Annotated in this window: 19 protein-coding genes; 13 read left to right on the forward strand and 6 right to left on the reverse strand. The window is 68.2% G+C overall.

What is annotated here, in order from left to right:
• Positions 1 to 52: 52 nt before the first annotated feature.
• The 6 genes from cs1 to argJ all read right to left on the reverse strand — a co-directional run bounded on the left by cs1 (position 53) and on the right by argJ (position 8,997).
• A complete protein-coding gene (gene cs1, locus OG729_RS08910; RefSeq protein WP_405805379.1) occupies positions 53 to 1,042 on the reverse strand; it encodes a clavaminate synthase Cs1 in 990 nt (329 codons plus the stop codon).
• Positions 1,039 to 2,025, reverse strand: coding sequence for an agmatinase (gene speB, locus OG729_RS08915; RefSeq protein WP_360869281.1), 987 nt, complete (start codon positions 2,023 to 2,025; stop codon positions 1,039 to 1,041). Before speB ends, cs1 begins: the two co-directional genes overlap by 4 nt.
• The gene (locus tag OG729_RS08920; RefSeq protein ID WP_405805381.1) at positions 2,022 to 3,554 is read right to left on the reverse strand and encodes an asparagine synthase-related protein; all 1,533 of its coding nucleotides are present in this window, start codon (positions 3,552 to 3,554) and stop codon (positions 2,022 to 2,024) included. Before OG729_RS08920 ends, speB begins: the two co-directional genes overlap by 4 nt.
• A complete protein-coding gene (locus tag OG729_RS08925) occupies positions 3,554 to 5,275 on the reverse strand; it encodes a thiamine pyrophosphate-binding protein (RefSeq protein ID WP_360869286.1) in 1,722 nt (573 codons plus the stop codon). The genes OG729_RS08920 and OG729_RS08925 overlap by 1 nt, the downstream gene beginning before the upstream one ends.
• 606 nt (positions 5,276 to 5,881) lie before the next feature.
• Complete coding sequence (locus OG729_RS08930) at positions 5,882 to 7,492, reverse strand: LuxR C-terminal-related transcriptional regulator (RefSeq protein ID WP_405805382.1); 1,611 nt, start codon at positions 7,490 to 7,492, stop codon at positions 5,882 to 5,884.
• A 350-nt stretch (positions 7,493 to 7,842) separates the two neighbouring features.
• Positions 7,843 to 8,997 (reverse strand): bifunctional glutamate N-acetyltransferase/amino-acid acetyltransferase ArgJ, encoded by a 1,155-nt coding sequence (gene argJ / locus OG729_RS08935; protein ID WP_405805384.1) that lies wholly within the window; start codon positions 8,995 to 8,997, stop codon positions 7,843 to 7,845.
• Positions 8,998 to 9,253: 256 nt separating this feature from the next.
• On the opposite strand from argJ, the gene OG729_RS08940 reads away from it, so the two are divergent.
• The 13 genes from OG729_RS08940 to OG729_RS09000 all read left to right on the forward strand — a co-directional run bounded on the left by OG729_RS08940 (position 9,254) and on the right by OG729_RS09000 (position 22,111).
• Positions 9,254 to 9,421 carry a hypothetical protein gene (locus OG729_RS08940; RefSeq protein WP_405805385.1) on the forward strand — a complete coding sequence of 56 codons (168 nt, stop codon included), beginning with the start codon at positions 9,254 to 9,256 and terminating at the stop codon, positions 9,419 to 9,421.
• A 291-nt stretch (positions 9,422 to 9,712) separates the two neighbouring features.
• Positions 9,713 to 10,699, forward strand: a complete 987-nt coding sequence (locus OG729_RS08945; RefSeq protein ID WP_405805386.1) for a class I SAM-dependent methyltransferase — start codon at positions 9,713 to 9,715, stop codon at positions 10,697 to 10,699.
• 140 nt (positions 10,700 to 10,839) lie between these two features.
• On the forward strand, positions 10,840 to 11,838 hold the full coding sequence (locus OG729_RS08950) for a PLP-dependent cysteine synthase family protein (RefSeq protein WP_405805388.1): 999 nt from the start codon (positions 10,840 to 10,842) through the stop codon (positions 11,836 to 11,838).
• Positions 11,838 to 12,842, forward strand: a complete 1,005-nt coding sequence (locus OG729_RS08955; protein ID WP_405805390.1) for a DMT family transporter — start codon at positions 11,838 to 11,840, stop codon at positions 12,840 to 12,842. The genes OG729_RS08950 and OG729_RS08955 overlap by 1 nt, the downstream gene beginning before the upstream one ends.
• 57 nt (positions 12,843 to 12,899) lie before the next feature.
• Positions 12,900 to 13,559, forward strand: coding sequence for a class I SAM-dependent DNA methyltransferase (locus OG729_RS08960; RefSeq protein WP_405805392.1), 660 nt, complete (start codon positions 12,900 to 12,902; stop codon positions 13,557 to 13,559).
• A 41-nt stretch (positions 13,560 to 13,600) separates the two neighbouring features.
• Positions 13,601 to 13,744 (forward strand): hypothetical protein, encoded by a 144-nt coding sequence (locus tag OG729_RS08965; protein WP_360869410.1) that lies wholly within the window; start codon positions 13,601 to 13,603, stop codon positions 13,742 to 13,744.
• A 143-nt stretch (positions 13,745 to 13,887) separates the two neighbouring features.
• Complete coding sequence (locus tag OG729_RS08970) at positions 13,888 to 14,871, forward strand: carbohydrate kinase family protein (protein ID WP_405805393.1); 984 nt, start codon at positions 13,888 to 13,890, stop codon at positions 14,869 to 14,871.
• Between the two features lie 572 nt (positions 14,872 to 15,443).
• A complete protein-coding gene (locus OG729_RS08975; RefSeq protein ID WP_405805395.1) occupies positions 15,444 to 16,208 on the forward strand; it encodes a DUF4142 domain-containing protein in 765 nt (254 codons plus the stop codon).
• A gap of 139 nt (positions 16,209 to 16,347) precedes the next feature.
• Positions 16,348 to 17,721, forward strand: a complete 1,374-nt coding sequence (locus OG729_RS08980; RefSeq protein ID WP_405805397.1) for a DUF692 domain-containing protein — start codon at positions 16,348 to 16,350, stop codon at positions 17,719 to 17,721.
• Positions 17,722 to 17,727: 6 nt separating this feature from the next.
• Complete coding sequence (locus tag OG729_RS08985; protein ID WP_405805399.1) at positions 17,728 to 18,744, forward strand: TIGR04222 domain-containing membrane protein; 1,017 nt, start codon at positions 17,728 to 17,730, stop codon at positions 18,742 to 18,744.
• Positions 18,745 to 18,819: 75 nt separating this feature from the next.
• Complete coding sequence (locus tag OG729_RS08990) at positions 18,820 to 19,575, forward strand: DUF4142 domain-containing protein (RefSeq protein WP_405805401.1); 756 nt, start codon at positions 18,820 to 18,822, stop codon at positions 19,573 to 19,575.
• 64 nt (positions 19,576 to 19,639) lie between these two features.
• Positions 19,640 to 20,410: a TIGR04222 domain-containing membrane protein gene (locus tag OG729_RS08995; protein WP_405805402.1), complete on the forward strand. Its 771-nt coding sequence runs from the start codon at positions 19,640 to 19,642 to the stop codon at positions 20,408 to 20,410.
• Positions 20,411 to 20,509: 99 nt separating this feature from the next.
• Complete coding sequence (locus tag OG729_RS09000) at positions 20,510 to 22,111, forward strand: alpha/beta hydrolase (RefSeq protein WP_405805404.1); 1,602 nt, start codon at positions 20,510 to 20,512, stop codon at positions 22,109 to 22,111.
• The last annotated feature ends 121 nt before the right edge of the window (positions 22,112 to 22,232 follow it).

The raw sequence follows: 22,232 nt of genomic DNA on the forward strand, positions 1-22,232 counted from the left end.
CGGGGGAGTGCGTGCCAGGCACGCGAGCCCGGCAAGATCGGCCGGACAGGGCCTAGCGGCGCGGGCTGAACGCCACTACGTCTCCGGCGTGTTCACCGCCGGACAGCTGTCCGTACCGGTCGGTGCGGATGTAGTTGCGGTGCAGCCAGCGGTCCTTGCCGTCCCAGCGCGGAGTGAAGGGCGTCCGTGCGTGCGTGGTACGGAAGTTGTCCACGATCAGCAGGTCGCCCGGCTCAAGGTGCACGGCCTCGGTGACCTCGTCCAGCGCCTTGGACAGGGCGGCAAGGGCCTCGTGATGTGCGGGCTCGACCGGCGCGAGCAGCTCACAGTCGTAGCCGAGCAGCGGATCGTTCTCGTCGCCGTACAGCGGGGTGACGTTCGCGATCGCTCCGGGGTCCTCGACGCCGCCCCGGAACGCCAGGTCGACGCAGCAGGGCATCTTGACCTCGTACAGGCCGGCCTTCGCCTCGTCGCTGAGCAGCGGCAGTGCGTTGCGTACGGAGGCCACCAGCGTGGCGGCCCTGCGCTCGTGGTCGGCGCGGGAGCAGGCGAGCATCACATAGTTGGGCTGCAGTGCGTGGTACGCCATCTCCGTGTGGAAATCCAGCAGGGTCTCGGAGGACTCCGAGGACAGGTCATGGGCGCCGGGCGCCGGGTACACGTCGTGGTAGACGGTACCGGCGCGCAGCTCCGCATAGCCGGTGTGCAGTCCCAGGACGCGGCCGACCAGCGCGAGCATCGCCTCCATGGCGAGCAGGGGGCGGTCCTCGGGCACCGGCGAGGAGGTCGGCGTAGCGGGCAGGTCGGCGTCGTCCTCGACCGGCAGGCCGCGCAGCAGCAGGAAGCCGCGCTGGTGGCCCTTGTCGTTGAACTCCACCAATCTGGCGGTGAGTTCGGCCGGGAGGCGGTCGGTGATCTGCTCGGCCGCGGTGAAGAAGGCGGGCAGGTCCGCCCGGGGTGTCCGCGGGAGCTCACGGGCGAGTTCCCGCAGGACGTCCTGGTGGGCGCTGCAGTCGAGCACGGGCGCGTTCGGTTCGTTCATCGGGGTGTCTCCCGGTTGTTCTCGTTCGTCGTGGGGACAGGGGCGTGGGCCCGCGCGTACTGGTGGAGGAGTTCCGCGCCGATCTCCGTGGCGACCACGGAGGTGATGCCCGCGTGGTCGTAGGCCGGCGCCACCTCCATCACGTCGAAGCCCACCGGGGTGAGGTCTCCGATGCAGCGCAGCAGCCCGAGCAGCTCGCGCGAGGTCAGGCCGCCGGGCGCGGGCGTTCCGGTGCCCGGGGCGAAGGCGGGGTCGAGGACGTCGACGTCCACCGAGACGTACACGGGGCGCTGTCCCACGCGTTCGCGCACGAGCTCGGCGATGCCGCGGACGCCGGTGTCGGCGAACTCGTCGGCGGTCACCACGCGTACGCCGTGGCCGCGTGCGTAGTCGAGTGAGTCGGGCCGCGGATTGTGTCCGCGGATGCCGATCTGCACCATCGCCTCGGCGTCGATGAGTTTCTCGTCCATGCCGTGCCGGAAGGGGGTGCCGTGGTGGTATTCGCCGCCGTAGAACGCCGGGTTGGTGTCGGAGTGCGCGTCGAGGTGCAGCACCGCCACCGGCCCGTGCTTGTCGGCGACGGCACGCAGGCCCGCCAGGGTGAGCGAGTGGTCGCCGCCGAGCATGAGGAATGCGCCGTTGTGCTCGAGCAGCCGCGTGAGGTGGAGTTGCGCGGTCTCCATGGCGATGTGCATGTTGAACGGCGTGAGGTCGATGTCACCCGCGTCGACGCAGTCGATGAGGTCGAAGGTGCCCGGCCCCCGGTCGATGCCGACTCCGTGGATGAGACCCGATTCGGCCCTGATCGCGCGGGGTCCGAAGCGGGCTCCCGGCCGGTAGCTGGTGCCCCCGTCGTACGGCGCTCCGATGACGACGACGTCCTTGCCGCGCGGGGCCGGATCGAGCGGGAGCCGCATGAAGGTGGGGATCTGCGCGTAGCGCGGGGAGACGTGTGAGTCGATGCGCTGGGTGGGTTCGGTCATGCCGCTCCTTGACGCAGCCGGTGCAGAGCGGTGCGGATCGCGCCCTCGGTGCTCACGTGGTCGGGGTGGCCGCCGTCGGCCACGGTCCGGTCGAACAGTTCGCGGACCACGAGCGCCTTCGCCGTGGCGATGTCCCGGTCGGGTACGCCGTTGTCGGACAGCAGCCGGGTGAACGCGACCGAGACCCCGGAGCCTTCGTGCACGCCCAGCTTGGGGCGGGCCACTGTCTCCTCGGGAAGCAGGTCCGTCATGGCGCTTCTGAGGACCCACTTGTCGTGTCCGTAACGGCGTTTCAGTCCGGCTTCCAGGCCGACCAGCAGATCGAGGACGTCCCGGTCCCAGTAGGGGTGGCTGGTCCAGTGACCGTGGACGGCGGCGAGCACCGGCGACATCTCGTTGAGTCCGTCGAAGGTGGCCATGTCGTGGGCCACGGCGTTGTCCAGCTGCGGCAGCCGGTCCTCGCGGTGCATGCCGGCGAGGGGGATGTCGGCCCCGTAACCGGTGAGGATGCGCCGGGGTGTGTTCGGCAGTCTGCCGTACAGGCCGACCAGAGGCAGCAGGTACTCGATGATGTCCGCGTCGAGGGTCTCCGCCGCCCACACCGTGTGCGGCAGCTGGCGCAGCAACTCGTCCATGGGGATGACGAGTTCGCTGTGGTCCGTGGCCAGGTGCCTGGCCACCACCTGGGCCTGCGGGAACTCGTCCGAGAGGTCGGTCCCCATGGACAGGGAGTCGATCGGGCCGCGGGCGGCGGCGAGAGCGGCCACCGCGGAGGAGTCGATGCCCCCGGACAGCACGGCCAACGGCTTGACCCCCGCGGCCAGTCGGCGTCCGACGGCCAGTTCCAGGGCGCTGCGAACGGCCCGGCGTGCCTCATCCTCGGGAAGGATCCGGCGCGCGCTGGGGGGTTGCCAGGTGCGGTGGAGGGTTGCGCCGGCGGAGTCCACCGCCAGTTCCAGGACCGTCCCGGCCGGCACCTGGTGCACGCCGGGCAGTCCGGGCACCCGGCGCGTCCCGGGCAGCGAGGCACCCTTGGGCGTGGCCTCTGTTGCCAGCGCCTTGGCCTCCGTGGCGATGTGGATGTCCCCGGGAGCGGGCCGCAGATACAGCGGGACGGAGCCCGCATGATCGGTGGCCGCGCACAGCCGGGCACCGCTCGCCACCACGGCCGCGAATCGTCCGTTGACCAGCCGGAAGGCGTGCAGGTCGTAGCGGTCGAAGAGCGCGGCAAGGAGCCCGGCGTCGCCGTCGGGCGCATCGCCGTCGGGCAGGACGGAGCGCAGCTCGTCCTGGTTGTAGAACTCCCCCGCGACCACGACGACGGTGTCGCCGACCCGGGTCCAGGCGCGGCCCGGGTCGGCGCCGGGGCCGTGCAGCACGGTCGCCGAGAACGCTTGGACGGACAGCGCCTCGCCGACCTCGGCGCGCAGCGCCCGGGTGGCGACGGGGCCCTCGGGGGCCCGGCCGCCGCCCGCGTGAGCGGCGGCCAGGAAGCCCAGGGCGGGCGGGAGTGTGCCGTGGTGAGCCATCAGATCTTCAGGGCGCCGAAGCCGCCCGTGGTGAAGTCGTAGTTGATGGGCACCTCGATGAGGTAGGGGCGGCCCAGTTCGGCGCCCTTGCGCAGCGCGGCAAGGAGCTCCTCACGGCCGGCGACTTTGGTGGCCTCCACACCGTTGGCCTCGGCCAGGGCGACGAAGTCGACGCCGGTGAACTTGATGGCCGGGTCGTGGCTGCGCTGGTGTCCCATGTTCTGGTACAGCTCGATCAGGCCGTTGGTGTCGTTGTTGACGACCACGGTGACGATCGGCAGGCCCAGACGCGCGATGGTCTCCAGGTCCGCGCTGTTGGAGTGGAAGCCGCCGTCCCCGGCGATGAGGAAGGTGGGCTGTCCGGGGCGGGCCAACTGCGCGCCGATCGCGGCCGGGATGCCGTAGCCGAAGCTGGAGCAGCCGGCAGAGGTGAGGAAGCCGAAGGGCTGGTCGGCGCGGGCGAACAGGACGCCGTAGTGCCGGAAGAAGCCGATGTCGGACACGATCGTGCCCTCACCGGGTGCCGCGGTCTCCGCCATGACCGTGTTCATGGAGTCCATGACCTGGTGCACGCGCATGCCGTCCTCGTACTCCTGCGGGTCGGCGAGGAACTCGGCGATGCGCTCGCGCAGCGGCGTGATGTCGTGGCGAACCTTGGCCGGCAGGTCGGCGGTCGCGGCGTCGATGTGCTCGACGAAGGCCAGTACATCGGTGACCACGTCAACGCTGGGACGGTAGACGCGCGGTACCGGGTTGACGGTCGGGGAGACACGCACCGTCTTCTTCTCGAGGCCGCGCTCCCACATTGAGGGGCGCAGGTCCTCGGCGTAGTCGTAGCCCAGGGTAAGGATGACGTCGGCCGGGCCGAACAGGGTCTCCAGGGCCGGGAAGCCGAGGATGCCGTCCATGTAGCCGGTGACCGCGCCGTAGTTGAGGTCGTGGCCGTGCTGCAGCACTCCCTTGGCGATGTAGGTCGTGATGACCGGGACGTTGAGCCGCTCTGCCAGCGCGCGGATGGCGTCCACCGCGCCGGAGCGGATCGCGGCCGCACCCACCACGAACACCGGGTGCTCGGCGCCGGACAGCAGCTCGGCGGCACGGTCGGCGTCCTGCTCCCAGCCCGGCTGGACCGCACCGATCGGCTTCTGCGGGGTGCGGGCGGGCCCGTGATCCTGCGTCAGGTCCACACCGTCGGCGGAGCCGAGCAGGTCGACCGGGAGCGAGATGAACGACGGGCCGACGGGTTCGGTCATCGCGGCGGCCACCGCGGAGTCGACCAGGTCGGTGATCTCCGCGGGGCGCTCCAGCTCGGCCGCGTATTTGGACATCGGCTCGGCGATCTTCACCAGGTCAAGGCACTGGTGGGTGTCGTTGGGGAAGATGTCGTGCGACTCCGACTGCGCGGCCAGCGCAATGACCGGGGACCGGTCCAGCATCGAAGTGGCCATACCGGTGGACAGGTTGGTCATGCCCGGGCCCAGGGTGGCCCAGCAGGCCTGCGGGCGGCCCGTGATGCGGGCCAGTACGTCGGCCGCGACGCCCGCGGTGAACTCGTGCCGGGTCAGGACGAACTCCACCCCGTCCTGCTCGTCGAACAGGATCGACGCGGCCTCACGGCCGACGACCCCGAACACCTTCTCCACCCCGTGCTCGCTCAGCCTCTTCAGCAGGGCGTGCGCGGCGGTCGGCTGGTCACCAGGGGCGGTGGAAATGCGGGACATGACACTCCAATTCTTCTTCAGGAAATCCGTGGAAACAGTGGCTCGGGCGCGGTGAATCGCACTCTCGGTGAATGCATGCCGAGGAGGTGACGCCAGGAGAATCGGTGAGAAATGTGCCGCCCTCATGCCGGCCGGCTCGGGCCTGGGCAGAGAATCGCCCACGGGGCGTCAGCGACACCCAGGAGCGGAACAACGCCTCCGCAATCCATGTTGATACGGCGGACACCGGCCCCGTTGCGACATCACGGCAACACAACGAAGTTCTATCCGACCAACGGGCAAAGCCACATCGGTAGTTCTACCTAGCCCGACCCCACGTCTCGGAGTGTGGGAAAGTGCTTGCGCCTCTGCGGAGGATGTGATTCTGTCGGACCGCAGGTCAGAGGGGTGACGAGCCGCGAATACCGCTTCCCCTTCGCTTTCGGCTCGCTTTCAGTCCCCGCGCGCGGCACGCCATTTGCCGGGCCTTGTGCCGCCCGCCTCGTCGTATCCGGGAATCCCCGTCAACATGGGAGAGAATTCCCTCGGCTTGGAGAGGAACCGTCCTACTTGGAGGAGAACCGTCCATGCCCCAGGCGATTTCCAGCCTGATCAGTTGCGCAGCGGTCAGGCTTCCCGAGTCGGGCCGGCCCGGTAGTACCACGCCGCGGCCTCGGCCCGGTTACGCACTCCGAGCCGCGTGAGGATCTGCACGACATGCGCATTCACCGTGCGCACGCTGAGCCCGAGCCCCTCGGCGATCTCCCGGTCGGTGTGCCCGTCTGCCAGCAGCACGACGACCTCGAGCTGCCGCCCCGTCAGCGCCGCGGCTGTCGGCTCGGACCGGCCTGCCGCGCCCCGCAGCTGGGTGATCCGTTCGAGATACGGCCTGGCCTGCATCCATTCGGCGATGCGCTCGGCCTCGTCCAGCAGCATCTCGGCATGCGGATCACCCGGCTCGCACAGCGCGGCCCGGCCCAGCAAGGCGGGGACGAGGCGGGCGCACGCATGAGTGCGCCGGAACACGAGGATCGCGTGATCCCAGTGCTGTGCCGCTTCGTCGGGTGCGGCCACCAGAGCGCGCGCCTGGGACACCACCCCGTCGGTGAGTTCGTAGCGAGCGGCCACACGACGACGGGTCTCCGGGTAGATCCGCTCCACCACGTCGAGCAGCCGCTGCGGAGCGCACTCGGGGTGCATCACAGTGTGCCGTCGGCCGCTCTGCGCCTCGATCGCCGAGGCCAGGGCGTCGATGATGTAGAGACCGCTGCTGGGTGGAGCGAGGAAGCCTTCGGCGTGTCTCAGAGCCCGTCCGGTCAGCTCCTCCACGCTCCGGTAGTCCTTCAGCCGAGCCGCGCCGGAGAGTGCGAGACACAGCAGATAGGCCTGATGCAGCGGACTGCTGGACTCGACGAGCTCGGTGAAGGGCGGCACCGTCGCGGGCCGTCGGCCCTGCCAGGTCGAAAGCCAGCAGCGTACGAGAGTCTCCTCGACCTCATTGAGCGAGCCGTGGCCACTGCTCATCTCCGGTCCGAGCAGCTTGTCCGCCTCGGGCCAGTTGGCCGCCTCGATGAGGTCCTCGATCAGCGCCAGGCGCAGGGTGTTGCCCTCTTCGGTCTCCAATTGCCCAAGCCCGGCCGCGTACTTGAGACCGACTCTGCGAATGCGCATCGCATCACTGACACTGCCGGTACGCAGATACGTGGCGCGGGCCTCATTGAAATAGGAGCGGATCACCAGGTGGTGGTGCCCGGAGTCCATGCCCGCGCGGCGGGCCCGACGGGTGCAGTCGAGCGACTCGTCCAGGCTGCCGAGCGCCATCAGCGTCTCGGCAGCGATCGTGTAGACGGTCGTCTCCAGCTCCGCGTCGCCGGCTCCCTTGGTCAGGGCGATCGCTTCGTTCAGCAGCCGCATTCCGTCGTCCGGGCGCCCCTGCTGCACATAGGCGAAGCCCGCCGAGCACAACACCTTGATCCGGCTGTGGAACGGCTCGTCCTCGTGCAGTTCGGCCAGCGCCTGCTCGAAGTAGTCGTGGGCCCAACTGGTGCTGGCGGCATCGAGATAGCGCCCCATGCGCTCCAGGAGTACCGCCCTGGAAGTGCCGGCTTCGCGGTCGGCCTCGGCGAGAGCTCTGATCAACAACACCTGGGCCTCGTCCGCACTGCCCGACCTGAAGAGGTCCTCGGCCCGCAGGCGCAGGCTCTCGGCGGTTTCCGCCCCGTTCCTGGAGATCGTCATGCCCGGACCGCCGTCCGCCCGGCACCGCGGGCCGGGCCGGCCGCGAAGGATCTCAGCCGCTGTCCGGCGGCAAGGGCGGCAGCCCGCCCCGTGCGACGGGGCACTGCTCCGTCGCACTTCACCTGCCGTGCGGTGGCAGCCCTGCCACACGGCAGCCGGCAACACCACTTCCCTTGGCTTTGGTTGGTCATAAAGCTCCCCCCTGAGCTCTTACCTGATGCAACTGCTGCGTCGGGATCTGCCCGCGGACGACCGAAGGTCCGGGCATCGGATGGATCGCCCCGCGGCCGCGGGGCGTGTCGGCTCCGCACATCGATCGAAGGCGCCCCGCGGGCCCTTGGCACGACAGCTCAGCTCGTGTAGTCAGAGTTGATCTTTACGTAGCCCTCGGTGAGATCGCAGCCGTAGACGGTGAACGCCCCGTCTGCGATGCCGAGGTCGCACCGGATGGCCACCTCATCGGCGGAGAGGTAGCGGGCGGCCTGCTCCAGGAGGGCGTCACTCGGCTCCTCCGGGTGCATGACCAGATCACCGAACTGGATACGCACCCGTGGCGGCTCGATGTCGAACTCCTCATCGAGCTTGCCGATCGCCATCGCGACCCGGCCCCAGTTCGGGTCCGCGCCGTGGACCGCCGCCTTGACCAAGGGCGAGTTGACCACGCTCTTGGCGACGCGCTTGGCCTGAGCGTCATCGCGGGCTCCGGTGACGTGGACCTCGATGAGCTTGGACGCGCCTTCACCGTCCGAGGCGATGTCGCGGACGAGATGGAGGGCGCACTCGTACAGCGCCTGCTCGAACTCCTCCAGATCGACCGGGCCGGCCAGGCCATTGGCGAAGATCGCCGCGGTGTCGCTGGTCGAGGTGTCCGTGTCGATGCTCAGCGCGTTGAACGTCTTGTCCATCACCCGCCGGAACAGGGCGTCGAGCTGGTCGGCCGGGATGTCCGCGTCGGTGAAGAAGAACGTGAGCAGGGTGGCCATATTGGGCTCGATCATGCCAACGCCCTTGGCGATGCCGGTGAGTACCGCATCGCCGCAGGGGACCGTCTTGTACTTCGGCCGGGTGTCGGTCGTCATGATCGCCTTGGCGGCGGCGGCGTAGTCCGCATCGGGGAACGGCCACGTCAAGGTGGACAGTCCCGCACGGATGCTCTCCATGGGGTAGGGCCGGCCGATCACTCCGGTGGAGCCGATGACGAGCTCTTCGGGAGCGATCCCCACGGCTGCGGCAACCTTGCTGCGCACCTCGGCGGCGTGCGAGGCCCCGGCGCTGCCCGTCGCCACGTTGGCATTCCGAGAGAGCACGACCATGCCCCGGCTGCGCTGCAAGGGCGCGTCCCCGCGGCTCAGCACGACGCTCGGGCCCGCGAACCGCGACCGTGTGAAGACCGCCGCAGACCGTGCGGGCACTTCGGAGACGACGACGGTGAAGTCGTCGTCGACATCCTTGAGCCCCATGTTCATGGCCAGACCACGAAAGCCCTGCGGCACCTTGGGCCCCATATCGGCATCCCTCCCGAGTGACACGAGCCACAGTGACCAGCAGCCCGGCGCGTTGCATGAAGATTCCAATCACCGTACACATCAAGCAGTCGGAGCGACAGCGAGCGTGATCACAGTCGGGGCAAATCCCCGATTTTGAGGGGAAGTTCTAGCAGTCTTCCCCCTGGAGATCACTGATCGACACCACTGTCGACCGCATAGACTTGCAGCAGGCCGATCCATCTCCCCCCTCACCTCCTGCAGGGAGCTTCACAACGTGAGCGAATCCAGCGACACCGAAGGGGTTGAATCCAACAGCCCTCATGACGAGCCCGCTGCAGCATCCCCAGCCCCTGCCGTCGAGGGCACCGAGGAGACCTGGCTGCTCCACCTCCCGGGCCCCGACGGTGCGGCACTCAGCGTTGATCCGGCCCGGAAGCGCTGACGTACGGACGTCCACGACGTCAAACCGCGGTCCTGTTGCCTTGCGATAGACAACAGGGCAGCCCTGTACAGCTTTGCCGACGCCGACGATAGTGAAGTCACTTCCGCAGCAAGGGCGCTGTCCGCCAAAAGGGACAGAATTCCCCATGTCCGGGTCAGCCTCGACTGATGTCATTTGCCGCTGATCCGGCCTCCGGTGCCGACCGGTTCTTGGGTCCGCCGGTTGTTCCCTGACATGAGGACCGGGATTTCTTGTAGAGATAGCTGCTGCAGTCACGTCGAAGGAGAACAGATGGGCATCCAAACCGGCCTTGCCGAACTGGTAGTGTCGCCGACCGAGTTCTTCCAGCTCGAGGAGACGGCACGGATCAGGTCATCCATCGGACTCAAGCTCTCGGATCATTCATATCTGCCCAAGGCGGACGAGCCACGCGCCGATTGGGTCGCGAGCGTTGCTGTACCGGCTTTCAAGACGCTTGCAGAGATGGGTGTCTTTGCGCCGCGATTCTGCACCGTCGGAACGGGTGCAGGCCTGGATGTGCTGGCTGCCGTGGAAATTCTGAAGGCACGCACCGTTGGTTTCACCGATCTCCACGAGGACGTTCTTGCGCATGCACGTGAAAACATTCAGAGCAACCTCTTGGACCAAGACGTCGAACTGATCGGCGGAGCAGGAGACATCCTCTCCCCTGTTGCAGACAAGCTGTCGAATGTCGATGTGATCTACGAAAACCTCCCGAATATCCCCATGTCGGATAGCGGCGATCTTTCTGATGGCCAAACCAGTTCGACATTCATTGCCAAGCGGAGCGAGGAGATTCCGAGCTTCGTCGAGAAGAACCTCATCACGCTGCACTATCTGGCTCTCCAGCAAGCACGGTCGATCCTTCGGGTTGGAGGTCGCCTACTGTCGTCCATTGGTGGGCGTATTCCGTTGTCGGAAGCTTTGGCCCTGGCCGGAGCCGCCGGCTACAACGGCAGCATCCTGACCTACACGTGGAAGGTTCAGTCTGAGCCGCACGAGGTGGTCGGCGGCTACGCCAAGTGGGAGCGGGAAGGACTGGGACCGTTCCATTTCTACCCGGTGAGCATTTTGCGCGACACCTTCAAGGGCATCTCGGCCGCGGCAGCCGGTGCGCAGGCTCTGGAGATTGAAAAGTCGCTGGTGCCTTACGAGATATCAGCAGTGGAGGCTCTGGCTCTGGTGGAGAAGGGCGAAAGGGTCGGCCACACGGTCGCCATACTTGATTCTGTGAGGATTCCGGACTCTGTTAATTGACACTGCTCCGCCGATGGCGTCGAAGAAATCTCGAAAGTGACGTTCAGGACGCGAGGGAGATCGACCGATCCGAACTCCTTCGCGTCGTCCGTCATGCTTGGCCACATTCTCGCCCGAGTCGCACGCAGTAAGGAGCTGGCATGAAGATCCAATCGTTCATTGGCAACACACCGCTTGTTGAACTGAAGACCTTCGATGTTCCGGCCGATGTTCGAATACTTGCAAAGCTCGAATTCTTCAGTCCGAGCGGTAGCATCAAGGATCGAATCGTTAGCTACATTATTGACGATGCCGAGCGCCACGGTCTTCTCAAGCCGGGGGCAACGATCGTCGAGAATACCTCCGGCAATACGGGCGCAGCGATTGCTGCACTGGCGGCAACGCGTGGCTACCGTGCGATCTTGACCATGCCGGACAAGGTGAGCAAGGAAAAACAGGGCGCACTGCGCGCGATGGGAGCGCAGCTGATCGTCTGCCCGACTTCAGCTCCACCGGATACGGCAGAGCATTACGTGACGCACGCGAGACGCATCCACGCCGAGACGCCGAATTCATTCATGCTCAATCAGTACGACAACCCACTCAACGCGGAGGCCCATTTCAATTCGACAGGCCCTGAGATATGGTCTGCGCTCGGGCGGTCGGTGACGGCATTCGTTGCGTCAGGAAGCACAGGGGGCACGCTCTCCGGCACTTCGAGGTTCCTGAAGCTGAAGAACTCGGCCGTGAAGTCCGTCCTGCTTGATCCGGTTGGTTCGATTTATCACCGCTACTTCCACGAGGGCGTTGTTGATCCTTCGCAGATCGCGCCTTACTTCGTCGAGGGCGCAGGTGAGGATCATCTAGCGAAATGCATGGATTTTTCGGTCGTTGATGACGTGATTCAGTTCACCGATGCCGATGCCTTCGACACGTGTCAGCACTTGGCGCAACGCGAGGGGCTCATCTGCGGCGGCACCTCGGGGGCGAATGTGTGGGGCGCTGTACAGGTAGCCCGATCGATGACGAAGCCGGCAACGATCGTCACGGTCCTGCCGGACAGCGGAAACAAGTACATTTCCAAAATATACAACCCGGAGTGGCTGTCGCAGAACGGCTTCAAGTTCGGTGAAGCTCGCACACTGGAAGCGGCACCGTAGTGGGAAGCTCACGCAATAATGTAATCGCCGCGCTGACGGCCGCCTTACTCTGGGCCTTCGCCTTTATCGCCCCAGCCGCCGTCAAGCCTGCGAGTGAGCTGCTACTGGTCACCGGCCGGTATAGCTTGTTCGGCCTGTGCGGCCTCTACGTCCTGTGCAGAGGCTGGAGCGAGCTCAAGCTGATGCCGATCCGGAGGATCCTCTTCGGTCTGCATATAGGTTTCGTGGGGTATTTCGTCTTCTATATCTGCGTCTCCTATTCCGCAACCATGGACAGCGGCTTCATCACTGCGATGATCGTCGGATCGTCACCGATCACGATCGCGATTGCCGGTAACTTTGCGGAAAAGCGCCTGGCGTGGCGTGAGCTCGTAGCCCCGGTCGTTCTGATTCTCTCCGGCATTATTCTGCTCAGCGCCTCCGATTTCATCCAGGGTGAGCCTTCGGATGGCTCGATGGTCGGGGTGGTTCTGGCTATTCTGGCCATGCTGACCTGGTCCTACTTCGTGGTCCGCAACGCCCAGTCACAGCGAACCTGGGCGACCAAGCCGGACCCCACCATTTGGGCGGCTCTGGTGGCGATGGGGGCAGGCGGCGGTTCCATGCTGTTGCTTCCCTTCGCCATTGCCTCCACGCCGGATGAGACCTTCGCTCCGTACCCTCTCTTCAAGATCATCATGTGGTGCATCTTCCTGGGCGTCATCGGCTCATGGTGGGGCACTTACATCTGGGTGAAGGCAGCAAAGGGAATTCCGGTGCCTTTGGTCGGGCCTTTGCTCGCCACGGAGTCGATTTTCGGCGCCATCCTGAGTCTGCTGGTGGAGCAGAGGATACCCACCTGGACGGAGATCGGCGGCTGCCTTTGCATTCTCGCCGGGCTCGGGCTGTACATGGTGTTCGATGTGAGGAATTCACGATCGAGAGACAGCGGCCGAAGCGGCGGCGGCAGCAGCGCCGGCAGCATGGAAAGACCAGAATCATCAGACGTGCCCGTAGTGACGTAACGGCACGAGGCAAGAACAGTCACCTTGACTGACCAATCTGAAAGGGAGGCAATTCCAATGAGTAGCTCCTTCGATATGATCAAGCAGTCTCACGTTTTCTTCGACGATGCTCCCGGGCTGAAGAATTACTACGAGGACTGGGCGACGCAGTACGACGTGGACCTGGCGGATCAGAAGTGGGTTGCACCAAAGATTGCAGCCAATTTCGTGCACCTGCTCGCCTCTGCCTATGGATCACCGGCAGCACCGGCAGCGACCATTCTCGACGCCGGCTGCGGTACGGGTCTTGTCGGCAGGGTCCTGAGCACCCAGGGCAATTACCTGATCGATGGCGTCGATCTGTCGGAGAACATGGCCGAGGAGGCCGCGAAGACCAATGCGTACCGGAAGGTCTACGGCGGCGTGGACCTGTCGACTCCCGTGCGCGATGAGCGTCTGGACGACCAGTACGACATTGTCGTCAGCAGCGGCGTGTTCACTCTTGGCCATGTCCGCCCCACAGCGCTGCTCACGCTGATCGAGTATGCCCGGCCAGATGGGCTGATCGTGGTGTCCACCCGCGGAACTTACGCCGCTGAGACCGGCTTTGAGGATTTCGCTCGGTCGCAAGAGGTCAGCAAGGTGGCCTCGCTGGAATTCAAGCTGAAGGATGCCAATTACCTCGCGGAAGAGGGGGCCGATTACTGGGTCTTCCGCAAGACCGGATCGGTGCAGTAACAGGGCGCGAACACCAAGCGTCAGAAACGCGCGGCCCTCTGGTGGTCACCAGAGGGCCGCGTCACCGGCGCCCGATCTACGCCCAGACCGCCGCGTACGGTCACTTCGGCCGTGAGCTGCCGGACTTCACCTGGGAGCGCACCAACCGCGCCGACGCCCTGCGCAAGGCGGCTGACGCGGGCTGATGGCCCAAGCGTCGCCGGGAAGCCCCGGCGACAACAACCAGCGGTGTGCGGTCGGGGAAGCCGCACATCGCTTCCCCGCGCGGCGCCTGCCACCTGAGCCGTTCCGTCCCCCACCCCGGACCCAGATTCAAGGAGTGCTTTCCGTGCGTATCGCCGTCACCGGATCGATAGCGACCGACCATCTGATGGTGTTTCCCGGACGCTTCGCCGAGCAGCTGCTCAAGGAGCAACTGGAGCGGGTCTCCCTGTCGTTCCTCGCTGACCGGCTCGAGGTGCACCGAGGCGGTGTCGCGGCCAATATCTCCCTCGGCCTCGGCCTGCTGGGCCTCAACCCGGTCCTGGTCGGCGCGGCGGGCCTGGACTTCGCCGAGTACGGCGCCTGGCTGCGGGCGAACGGCGTCGACACGTCCGCGGTGCGGGTCAGCGAAACCCTGCACACCGCGCGCTTCGTGTGCACCACCGACGAGGACCAGAACCAGATCGCCACCTTCTACGCCGGCGCCATGGCCGAGGCCCCCCGGATCGATCTGGCGGAGATCGCCGCACAGACCGGGGAGCCCGCGCTCGTCCTGGTCGGGGCAGACGACCCCGCGGCCATGCTGCGGCACACCGCCACGGCCCACCGTCTCGGTGTCCCCGTCGCCGCCGACCCCTCCCAGCAGCTGGCCCGGCTCGACCGGGATCAGGCCCGTCAACTGGTCGACGGGGCACGGTTGTTGTTCACCAACGAGTACGAGGCCGCCCTGCTGCTCGAGCGCACCGGCTGGAGTGAGCAGGACCTCCTCGGCCAGGTCGGCACCTGGATCACCACGCTGGGCGCGGACGGGGTGTCGCTGGCCCGCTCCGGCGAGCCCCGACTGTACGTACCGGCCGTACCCACGGACGAGATCGCCGACCCCACGGGCGCGGGCGACGCCTTCCGGGCCGGTTTCCTCGCCGGCCTGGCATGGGAGTTGCCGCAGGAGCAGGCCGCACAGCTCGGCTGCGCCCTGGCCACCACCGTCCTCGAGTCGGTCGGTACGCAGGAGTACAAGCTGCTCCCTTCGGACCTGATCGCCCGCATCGACGCGACGTACGGCCATGAGGTGGCCCGCGCCATCGAGCCACGCCTCGCGGTTGTGTCATGAGTGACTGCCCGGCTCGCCACGGTGGTGGAGGCGCTGGGATCGGGACGGGGCGCCGTGCTGGAGATCGCCGGTCACTGTCTGACCTGCGGCGCGGAAACGTGAGGCGCTGCGCTCTCCATCGGCCGTTTCGGTCGCGCTTGCTGTCGGCACAGCCACCCGGGGGCTTCCCCTGCCTGTCACCCGTGCGTCGAACGGGAAACGGCCGGACCGAACTGCCTGACTCCCGCGCTTGACGTCTCCATCAGGAAGCCAAGGGGGCTCCTGAAGCACCCAGTCACAGGGGCTCGGGTTCAGAGCGCGTCCCCATCCGAGGCACCAGCGTCACACCCCGTGGAGTCCGCGGCAGCCAGGACCGAACACGGAATGTAAGCAGGTGAGAGCACAATGCGAAATCCTGGCCCCGAACGAGATCGCTCCGGGGTCCTGCACGGTGGTCGCGGATCATCCTTCGCTGCGCGGCTGAACAAAGCGACCCCCCGTTACGTACCCTCCAGTACCGCCGATTAGGTTGAACGCCGTTTCGGTCGGCGGTTGGTTGCCGTGAAACGCATCTCGGCTCTGGAGGCACATTGTTGCGGCGCATCAACGGAACAGCACTCATCATCGCGGCTCTGGTCGCCACGGTGGGGGCGCTCGCGTTTCCCGTGTGGTCATACGCGGACCGTTCCGGCACCGGTCAGGACAACCTCAATGCCGCAAGCGTGGCGACACAATGGGGGCCGCTGTCGGCCACGGACCGCGACTTCCTCGTGAGGGTCCGGCTGGCCGGGCTCTGGGAGCTACCCGCGGGACAGCAGGCGATCGAGCGCGCGCCGACGAAGGCGATCAAGGACGCGGGTGACCATCTCGTCGTCGGCCACACCGACCTGGACAAGCGGGTGCGCGACGTGGCGGCGAAGCTCGGCGTGGAGCTGCCGAACCAGCCGAACGAGCAGCAGCAGGGCTGGCTGCGGGAGCTGTCGGCGGCGAGTGGCCAGGACTACGAGCGCAAGTTCGCGAACCTGCTGCGCAATGCGCACGGCAAGGTCTTCGCGCTGGTCGCACAGGTCCGGCACACCACGCGGAACACGCTGGTACGTCAGCTGGCGACGGACGCGAACCAGACGGTGCTCGACCACATCACCATGCTGGAGGCGACCGGTCTCGTCGACTTCGACGCCATGGCCAACGAGGCCGCGGGCGGTGCGACGGCCAGCCCGACCGGTCCGCCGCCGCCGAACGGGAATCTGCCGCCCGCCCCGGCGCCCGCGACGCCGACCGGGCAGGACCAGTCGTACACGTCCCGGCCCTCGACGCAGCCCGGAGCACCGACAGCGATCAATACCAACCGTCCGTAGCAGAGGGCCCGCTCCGGCTCGCCGGACGCCTGCGGAACCTCAAATCAACCTCTGAACGTCCCCTCCCCTGGATTCACCGCCGTGCGGCGGGGCCATGAGCCCTGCACGCACCGTCACACGGCGCAGGGGGAGGGGACACATGGAACTCGGAATCGGCATCGGCTGGCGGCCCGAAATCGCGGACGCGGTCGAGGAGCTGCAAGGCGTCGACTGGGTCGAGGTCGTCGCGGAGAACATCTGCCCGGGCCATCTGCCCGCCGCGCTGGCCCGGCTGCGCTCCCGCGGCACCCGCGTCATACCGCACGGCGTCTCGCTCGGCCTGGGCGGCGCGGACCGCCCGTCGCAGCAGCGGCTCGCGGACCTGGCGGAGCGGGCGGTGGCGCTGGACGCGCCGCTGGTCACGGAACACATTGCGTTCGTACGTGCCGGAGGCGTGCTCACCGCGTCCCCCCAACTGGAGGCGGGTCACCTTCTCCCCGTCCCCCGAACCTGGGACGCGCTGAAGGTCCTCTGCGAGAACGTCCGCATCGCCCAGGACTCGCTGCCGGTGCCGCTGGCGCTGGAGAACATCGCGGCGCTGATCTCCTGGCCGGACGAGGAACTCACCCAGGGCCAGTTCCTTGCGGAACTGGTCGAGCGGACGGGCGTCGGCCTGCTGATCGACGTGGCCAACCTCCACACGAACCACGTGAACTTCGGCGAGGACCCGTCGAAGGCGCTGGACGAACTCCCGGTCGAGGCGATCGCGTACGTCCACGTCGCGGGCGGTGTCGAACGCGACGGCGTCTGGCACGACACGCACGCCCACCCGGTGACGGAGCCGGTCCTCGACGTCCTGCGGGAACTCCGGTCGCGGGTGTCTCCGCCGGGCGTCCTGCTGGAGCGGGACGACGACTTCCCGCCCGCGGCCGAACTGGCGACGGAACTGCGTACGATCCGCGAGACGGTGACGGCGGGGTCACGCGGCACCGCACCGACGGCTGTCCCGCACGGCGAAGCCCGCGCCGCTGAAGGCACGGACAGCGGACCGCGCGGCGAAGCCGGCGCAAGTGCGGGGCCGGAGGCCCGCCCCCAGGTCCAGGGAGAGGCGGCGGACAGCTCACCCGGTGCCCGCGAGCGGGTCGCGCTCGCGCAGGCCGCGCTGCTCTCCGCTCTCGTCGCCGGCACCCCCGCCCCCGAAGGCTTCAATCCCGGGCGCCTGCGCGTACAGATCCGCGCCCTCGCCGCCAAGCGCGCCGACGTCGTCGCCAAGGTCGCCCCCGAGCTGCCCGAGATCCTCGGCACGGGGTACCGGAACGCCTTCCTCGGATACGCCAAGACCCGCCCCATGCGCGCCGGTTACCGCCAGGACGCGCTCGACTTCGCCGAGCAGTTGCTTGTCGCCGGGCGTCCCGAGGACGACAGTGCCCGGCGCGCGCTGACCCGTTGGTGGGAGGAGCGCGCCGCCCCGCACCCCCCGCGGCGCTCCGCACGGATCGTACGCGCGGCCCGCGCCGCGCTCGTCAGAAGGTGAACCCCGATGGTCCTGCTCGCCGTACTCGTCTATGTCGCCATCGGCGCCTCGTCCGCCGCCCTGATCATCCGCTCCGCCACGTCCTCACCCCGCCCCCGCCACCCCGCCACCACCCAGATCCAGCACGTCTACGAGGCCGCCTTCCTCAGCGGCGGCCCCGCCCGCGTCACCGACTCCGCGCTCGCCGCTCTGCACGCGGACGGCCGGCTGGTCATCGGGGGCCCGGGCATCGTCTCCGTGCGCCACGCCCTCGCCCACGACCCCGTGGAACGCGCCGTGTTCGAGCAGCTGGCCGCCGCGCCGACGGGCGCACTGCACGCACTGCGGCGCGCGGTGATGCGCCACCCCGCCGTGCAGGAGGTCGGCGACGGTCTCGCCGCTCGCGGGCTGATGACGCCGCCGGGACAGAACCGCGCACTGACGGTGTGGGGTCTGACCCAGGGCATCCTGAGCCTGCTGGCGTTCCCCGTCTCCATCGTTCTCACCGTCGTCTCCTTCATCGACGACGCCGTGGGCGGCGCGGACGACTTCTCCCCGCCGTTCTTCGCCATGGTCTTCCCCGCACTGATCGCGGGCATCGTGATCGGCTTCGCCATGGCGAAGCGCTCCAAGCGCCGGATCACTCCGGCCGGGCGGGACGCCCTGCGCTCGTACGGGGTGCAGCACGCCCAGGTGTTCTCGCCGGCCCATCTCGTCGCCGCGCACGGTCTGCGCGGAGTGCCGGACCCCGCGCTCCAGGCGCAGCTGATCGCGGCGGCACGATTCCCGGTGTCCGGCGACAGCTCCTCGTCGTCGTACACGGACTCCACCGCCGCGTGGTGCGCGGGCTCGAGCCCGGGATCCGGCTGCGGCAGCTCCAGCTGCGGCGGCTCCTCCGGATCCAGCTGTGGCGGCTCCTCCGGATCGAGCTGCTCCAGCGGGTCCAGCTGCGGCGGGTCGTCCGGATCGAGCTGCGGCGGGTCGAGTGGATCGAGCTGCTCCAGCTCCAGCGGATCCAGCTGCGGTGGCGGCAGCAGCTCCTAGACCCCGTACTTCGCCCAACAGCCCACAGGATCACCCCGGTGCCGACTAGCGTGCGGACCGCACGCAGGAGGCACCATGCGTTCCCTCGCCGGCACCGGCCTGATCGTCGTCGCCCTGACGGCGACCATCGCCGCGATCCTGTTCCCCATCTGGTCCTACGACGACCGTTCCAGCACCGCCCAGGCCAATCTCCGGGCCGGTTCCGTCCCCACCCCCTGGGGCCCGCTCTCCGCCGCCGACCGGGACTTCATCGTCCGTGTCAGACTCGCCGGCCTGTGGGAACTCCCCGCGGGCCAGCAGGCCGTGGGCCGCGCCCCCACGGTCGCGATCAAGGCGGCCGGTGAGCATCTCGTCGAGGGGCACACCTACCTCGACGCCCGCGTCCGCGAGGTCGCGGCCCGGCTCAACATGGAGCTGCCCAACCAGCCGAACACCCAACAGCAGGGCTGGCTCAGGGAGTTCTCCGCCGCGCGCGGCCAGGAATACGAGACCAAGTTCGCCAATGTCCTGCGCCGCGCCCACGGCAAGGTCTTCTCGCTCGTCGCCGACATCCGCAACAGCACCCGCAACACGCTCGTGCGCGCTCTCGCCGACGACGCCAACACCACTGTGCTCGACCACATCAAGATCCTGGAGGCGACCGGGCTCGTCGACTTCGACGCCATCGCGGCCCAGGCGGCCGGCACCGGGACCGCGAGCCCCACCGGACCGCCGCCGCCCGTACCGGGGGTGACGCCGTCGCCCGCCGACGCCGTCACACCCACCCCGGCCCCCTCCTTCTCGTTGCCGCCCGCGGCCTCCCGCCCCCGCGCCGGCGTCACGAACCCATAACGCCACGGTCCGCATGGTGAACAGCCCATGGCACTGGTGCGGACATCTCGCGTAGAACTCGGCCATGCTCTGGGTTCCCTTACTGCTGGTGGCCTGGGTCGCGGCGGGCATCAGCTGCGCCCGGCTCTGCCTCGCCGCCGCCGAAGCCGCTCGCCCCGGCCCACCCGAAGGGTCGGTGCACGAGCGGCAGTTGAACCTGTACGAAGCGGCCTTCCTGGCCGGCGGCCCGCACCGGGTCACCGAGCTCACCCTCGTCTCGATGCACCGCCGCCGCACGCTGCTGCTCGCGCACACCGGCTGGGCCACGGTCGTCGTCCCGGACGGCGAGGACGACCTGGAGCGCTCGGTCATCGGCGCGATAGGGCCCGCGGGTCAGGCCCGGATAGGTGCCGTACGGGCCGCCGCATCCGCCGCCGACGCGGTACGGGCCCTGGCCGACCGGCTCGTCAGCGCCGGGCTCGCCGTCCCGGACCCTGCCAGGGCCTCGGTGGCCTCCGCCGTGCGTGCCGTACAGGGCGCGGCCGCGCTCACCGTCGCGCTCGCGGCCGCCGCGCTGCTCCTCCCACTGGAGCAGAGCGCGAACGCACCGCTCCTCGGCTGGTTCGCGCTTCCCCTCCTCCTCACCCTGGGCTGTCTGGCCATCGCGCGGATCGAGGTACATCCGTACTCCCGCTGGGCCTCACCCGACGGCCAGCGCCTCCTCGGCACGCTCTCCACCACCCGGGGCACGCTCACCGCCGTCGCGCTGCGCGGCGTCGCCGCCCTCGACGATCCGCACCTGCGAGCGGCACTCGCCAGCGGCCGCAGGGCGCGCATGGCGCATCGGAGTCATTGACTTCGACACCGGACATTTGTCCTTTACATGATCAACTGATCCGCCAAGGATCCCTTTGTCCTGTGGCCATACGGCCGCCGTGCGCACGAAGGGAACCCGATGAGAGCAGTTGCGATGTACGGGGCCGTGACGAGCCTCAGTTCCTTGGTCATCTCCGCCCTGGCCGTCGCGCCCGCCGGCGGCACGACCAACGCGAACGCCCAGTCGCACGGCACCGCCGTCGCCGCCGAGCGCGCCGCCGCCGCGGGCATCACATTCGGCAACTGCCCCAAAACAGAGATGCTGCCCTCTCCCATCCAGTGCGGCTCGGTCGAGGTCCCGCTCGACTACGCCGATCCGTCGGGCCGTCAGATCTCCCTGACCGTCAGCCGGGTGAAGGCGAGCGGCAAGCCGGCCGAGTACCAGGGCGCGTTCGTCTACAACCCCGGCGGCCCCGGCGCCTCCAGCATGAGCTTCCCGCTCGCCGCGCAGCTCCCCGAGTGGAGCCGGATTGCCCGGGCCTACGACATCGTGGGCTACTCGCCGCGCGGCGTCGCCCGCTCCGCCCCGCTGTCCTGCCAGGACCCGGCCGACTTCGCCAAGGCGCCGACCCTGGCTCCGGTGTATCCGTCGTCCTCGTACAAGCTGGAGCGGATCGCGCAGGCGAAGGCGTACGCGCAGGGCTGCGCGCGCACCGCGGGTCCGGCGCTGCGCCACTACACCTCGCTCAACAACGCCCGCGACCTCGATGTGCTCCGCGCGGCTCTCGGCCAGCAGCGGCTGACCTTCATGGGCGCCTCGTACGGAACCTACTTCGGGGCTCTGTACGCAACCCTCTTCCCCTCGCATGTGCGCCGCATGGTCTTCGACTCGGCGGTGAACCCCGAGCCGGGCCGCGTCTGGTACCGCAACAATCTCGACCAGTCGCTCTTCTTCGAGAGGCGCTGGGCGGACTTCCGCACCTGGGTCGCCAAGCACGACAAGACGTTCCACCTGGGCGCGACGGCCGAGGCGGTGGCGAGCAGCTACGAGAAGGCGCGGGCACAGCTCGCGCTGAAGCCGGCGGGCGGCACGGTCGGTCCGGGCCAGCTGCACGCGGCCTTCCTGGGCGCCGGCTACTACGACGACTACTGGGTGTCGCGGGCCACCGCGCTCACCGAGTATCTGAAGGGCAATGAGAAGCCGCTGATCGCGCAGGCCGCGCCGCGGCCGGAGGAGGCACCGGAAGCGGAGAACGGCAACGCCGTCTACACCGCGGTCGAGTGCAACGACGCGCCCTGGCCCACCGCGTGGGAGATCTGGGACCACGACAACACCAAGCTCGCGCGCCGGGCGCCGTTCGAGACCTGGGACAACGCCTGGATGAATCTGCCGTGCGCCTTCTGGCCCGCGCCCCGGCAGCAGCCGCTGGACGTCCGTACGAAGAAGGGTGCGCTGCCGCGGACGTTGATCCTGGCTGCCGAGCGGGACGCGGCGACGCCGTACAAAGGGGCGCTCGAGCTGGCCCACCGGCTGAAGGGTTCCGTGCTGATCACGGAGGAGGACGCCGGCACGCACGGCATCGGCGGCGGCAGCAACGAGTGCGTCAACGCCTACCTGGAGAACTATCTGCTGCGCGGTGAGACGCCGGTGCGGCGCGCTGCATGCGCGCCGCACCCGGAGCCGGACCCGGTGTCGCTGGACCGGCGTGCGGCTCGGCCGAAGCTGCCGCACACCGTCTGATCTTCCGGGTCGGGGACGGCCGGGTCCGCACTGCGCGGACCCGGCCGTCAGGCTTTTCGTGGCTCAGGCGAGCCGCGCCACCAGCTCCGCAACCGACCTGCGCCGCCCGGTGCTGCATCCC

It is taken from the genome of Streptomyces sp. NBC_00210 (assembly GCF_045160975.1).
Classification (GTDB): Bacteria; Actinomycetota; Actinomycetes; order Streptomycetales; family Streptomycetaceae; genus Streptomyces.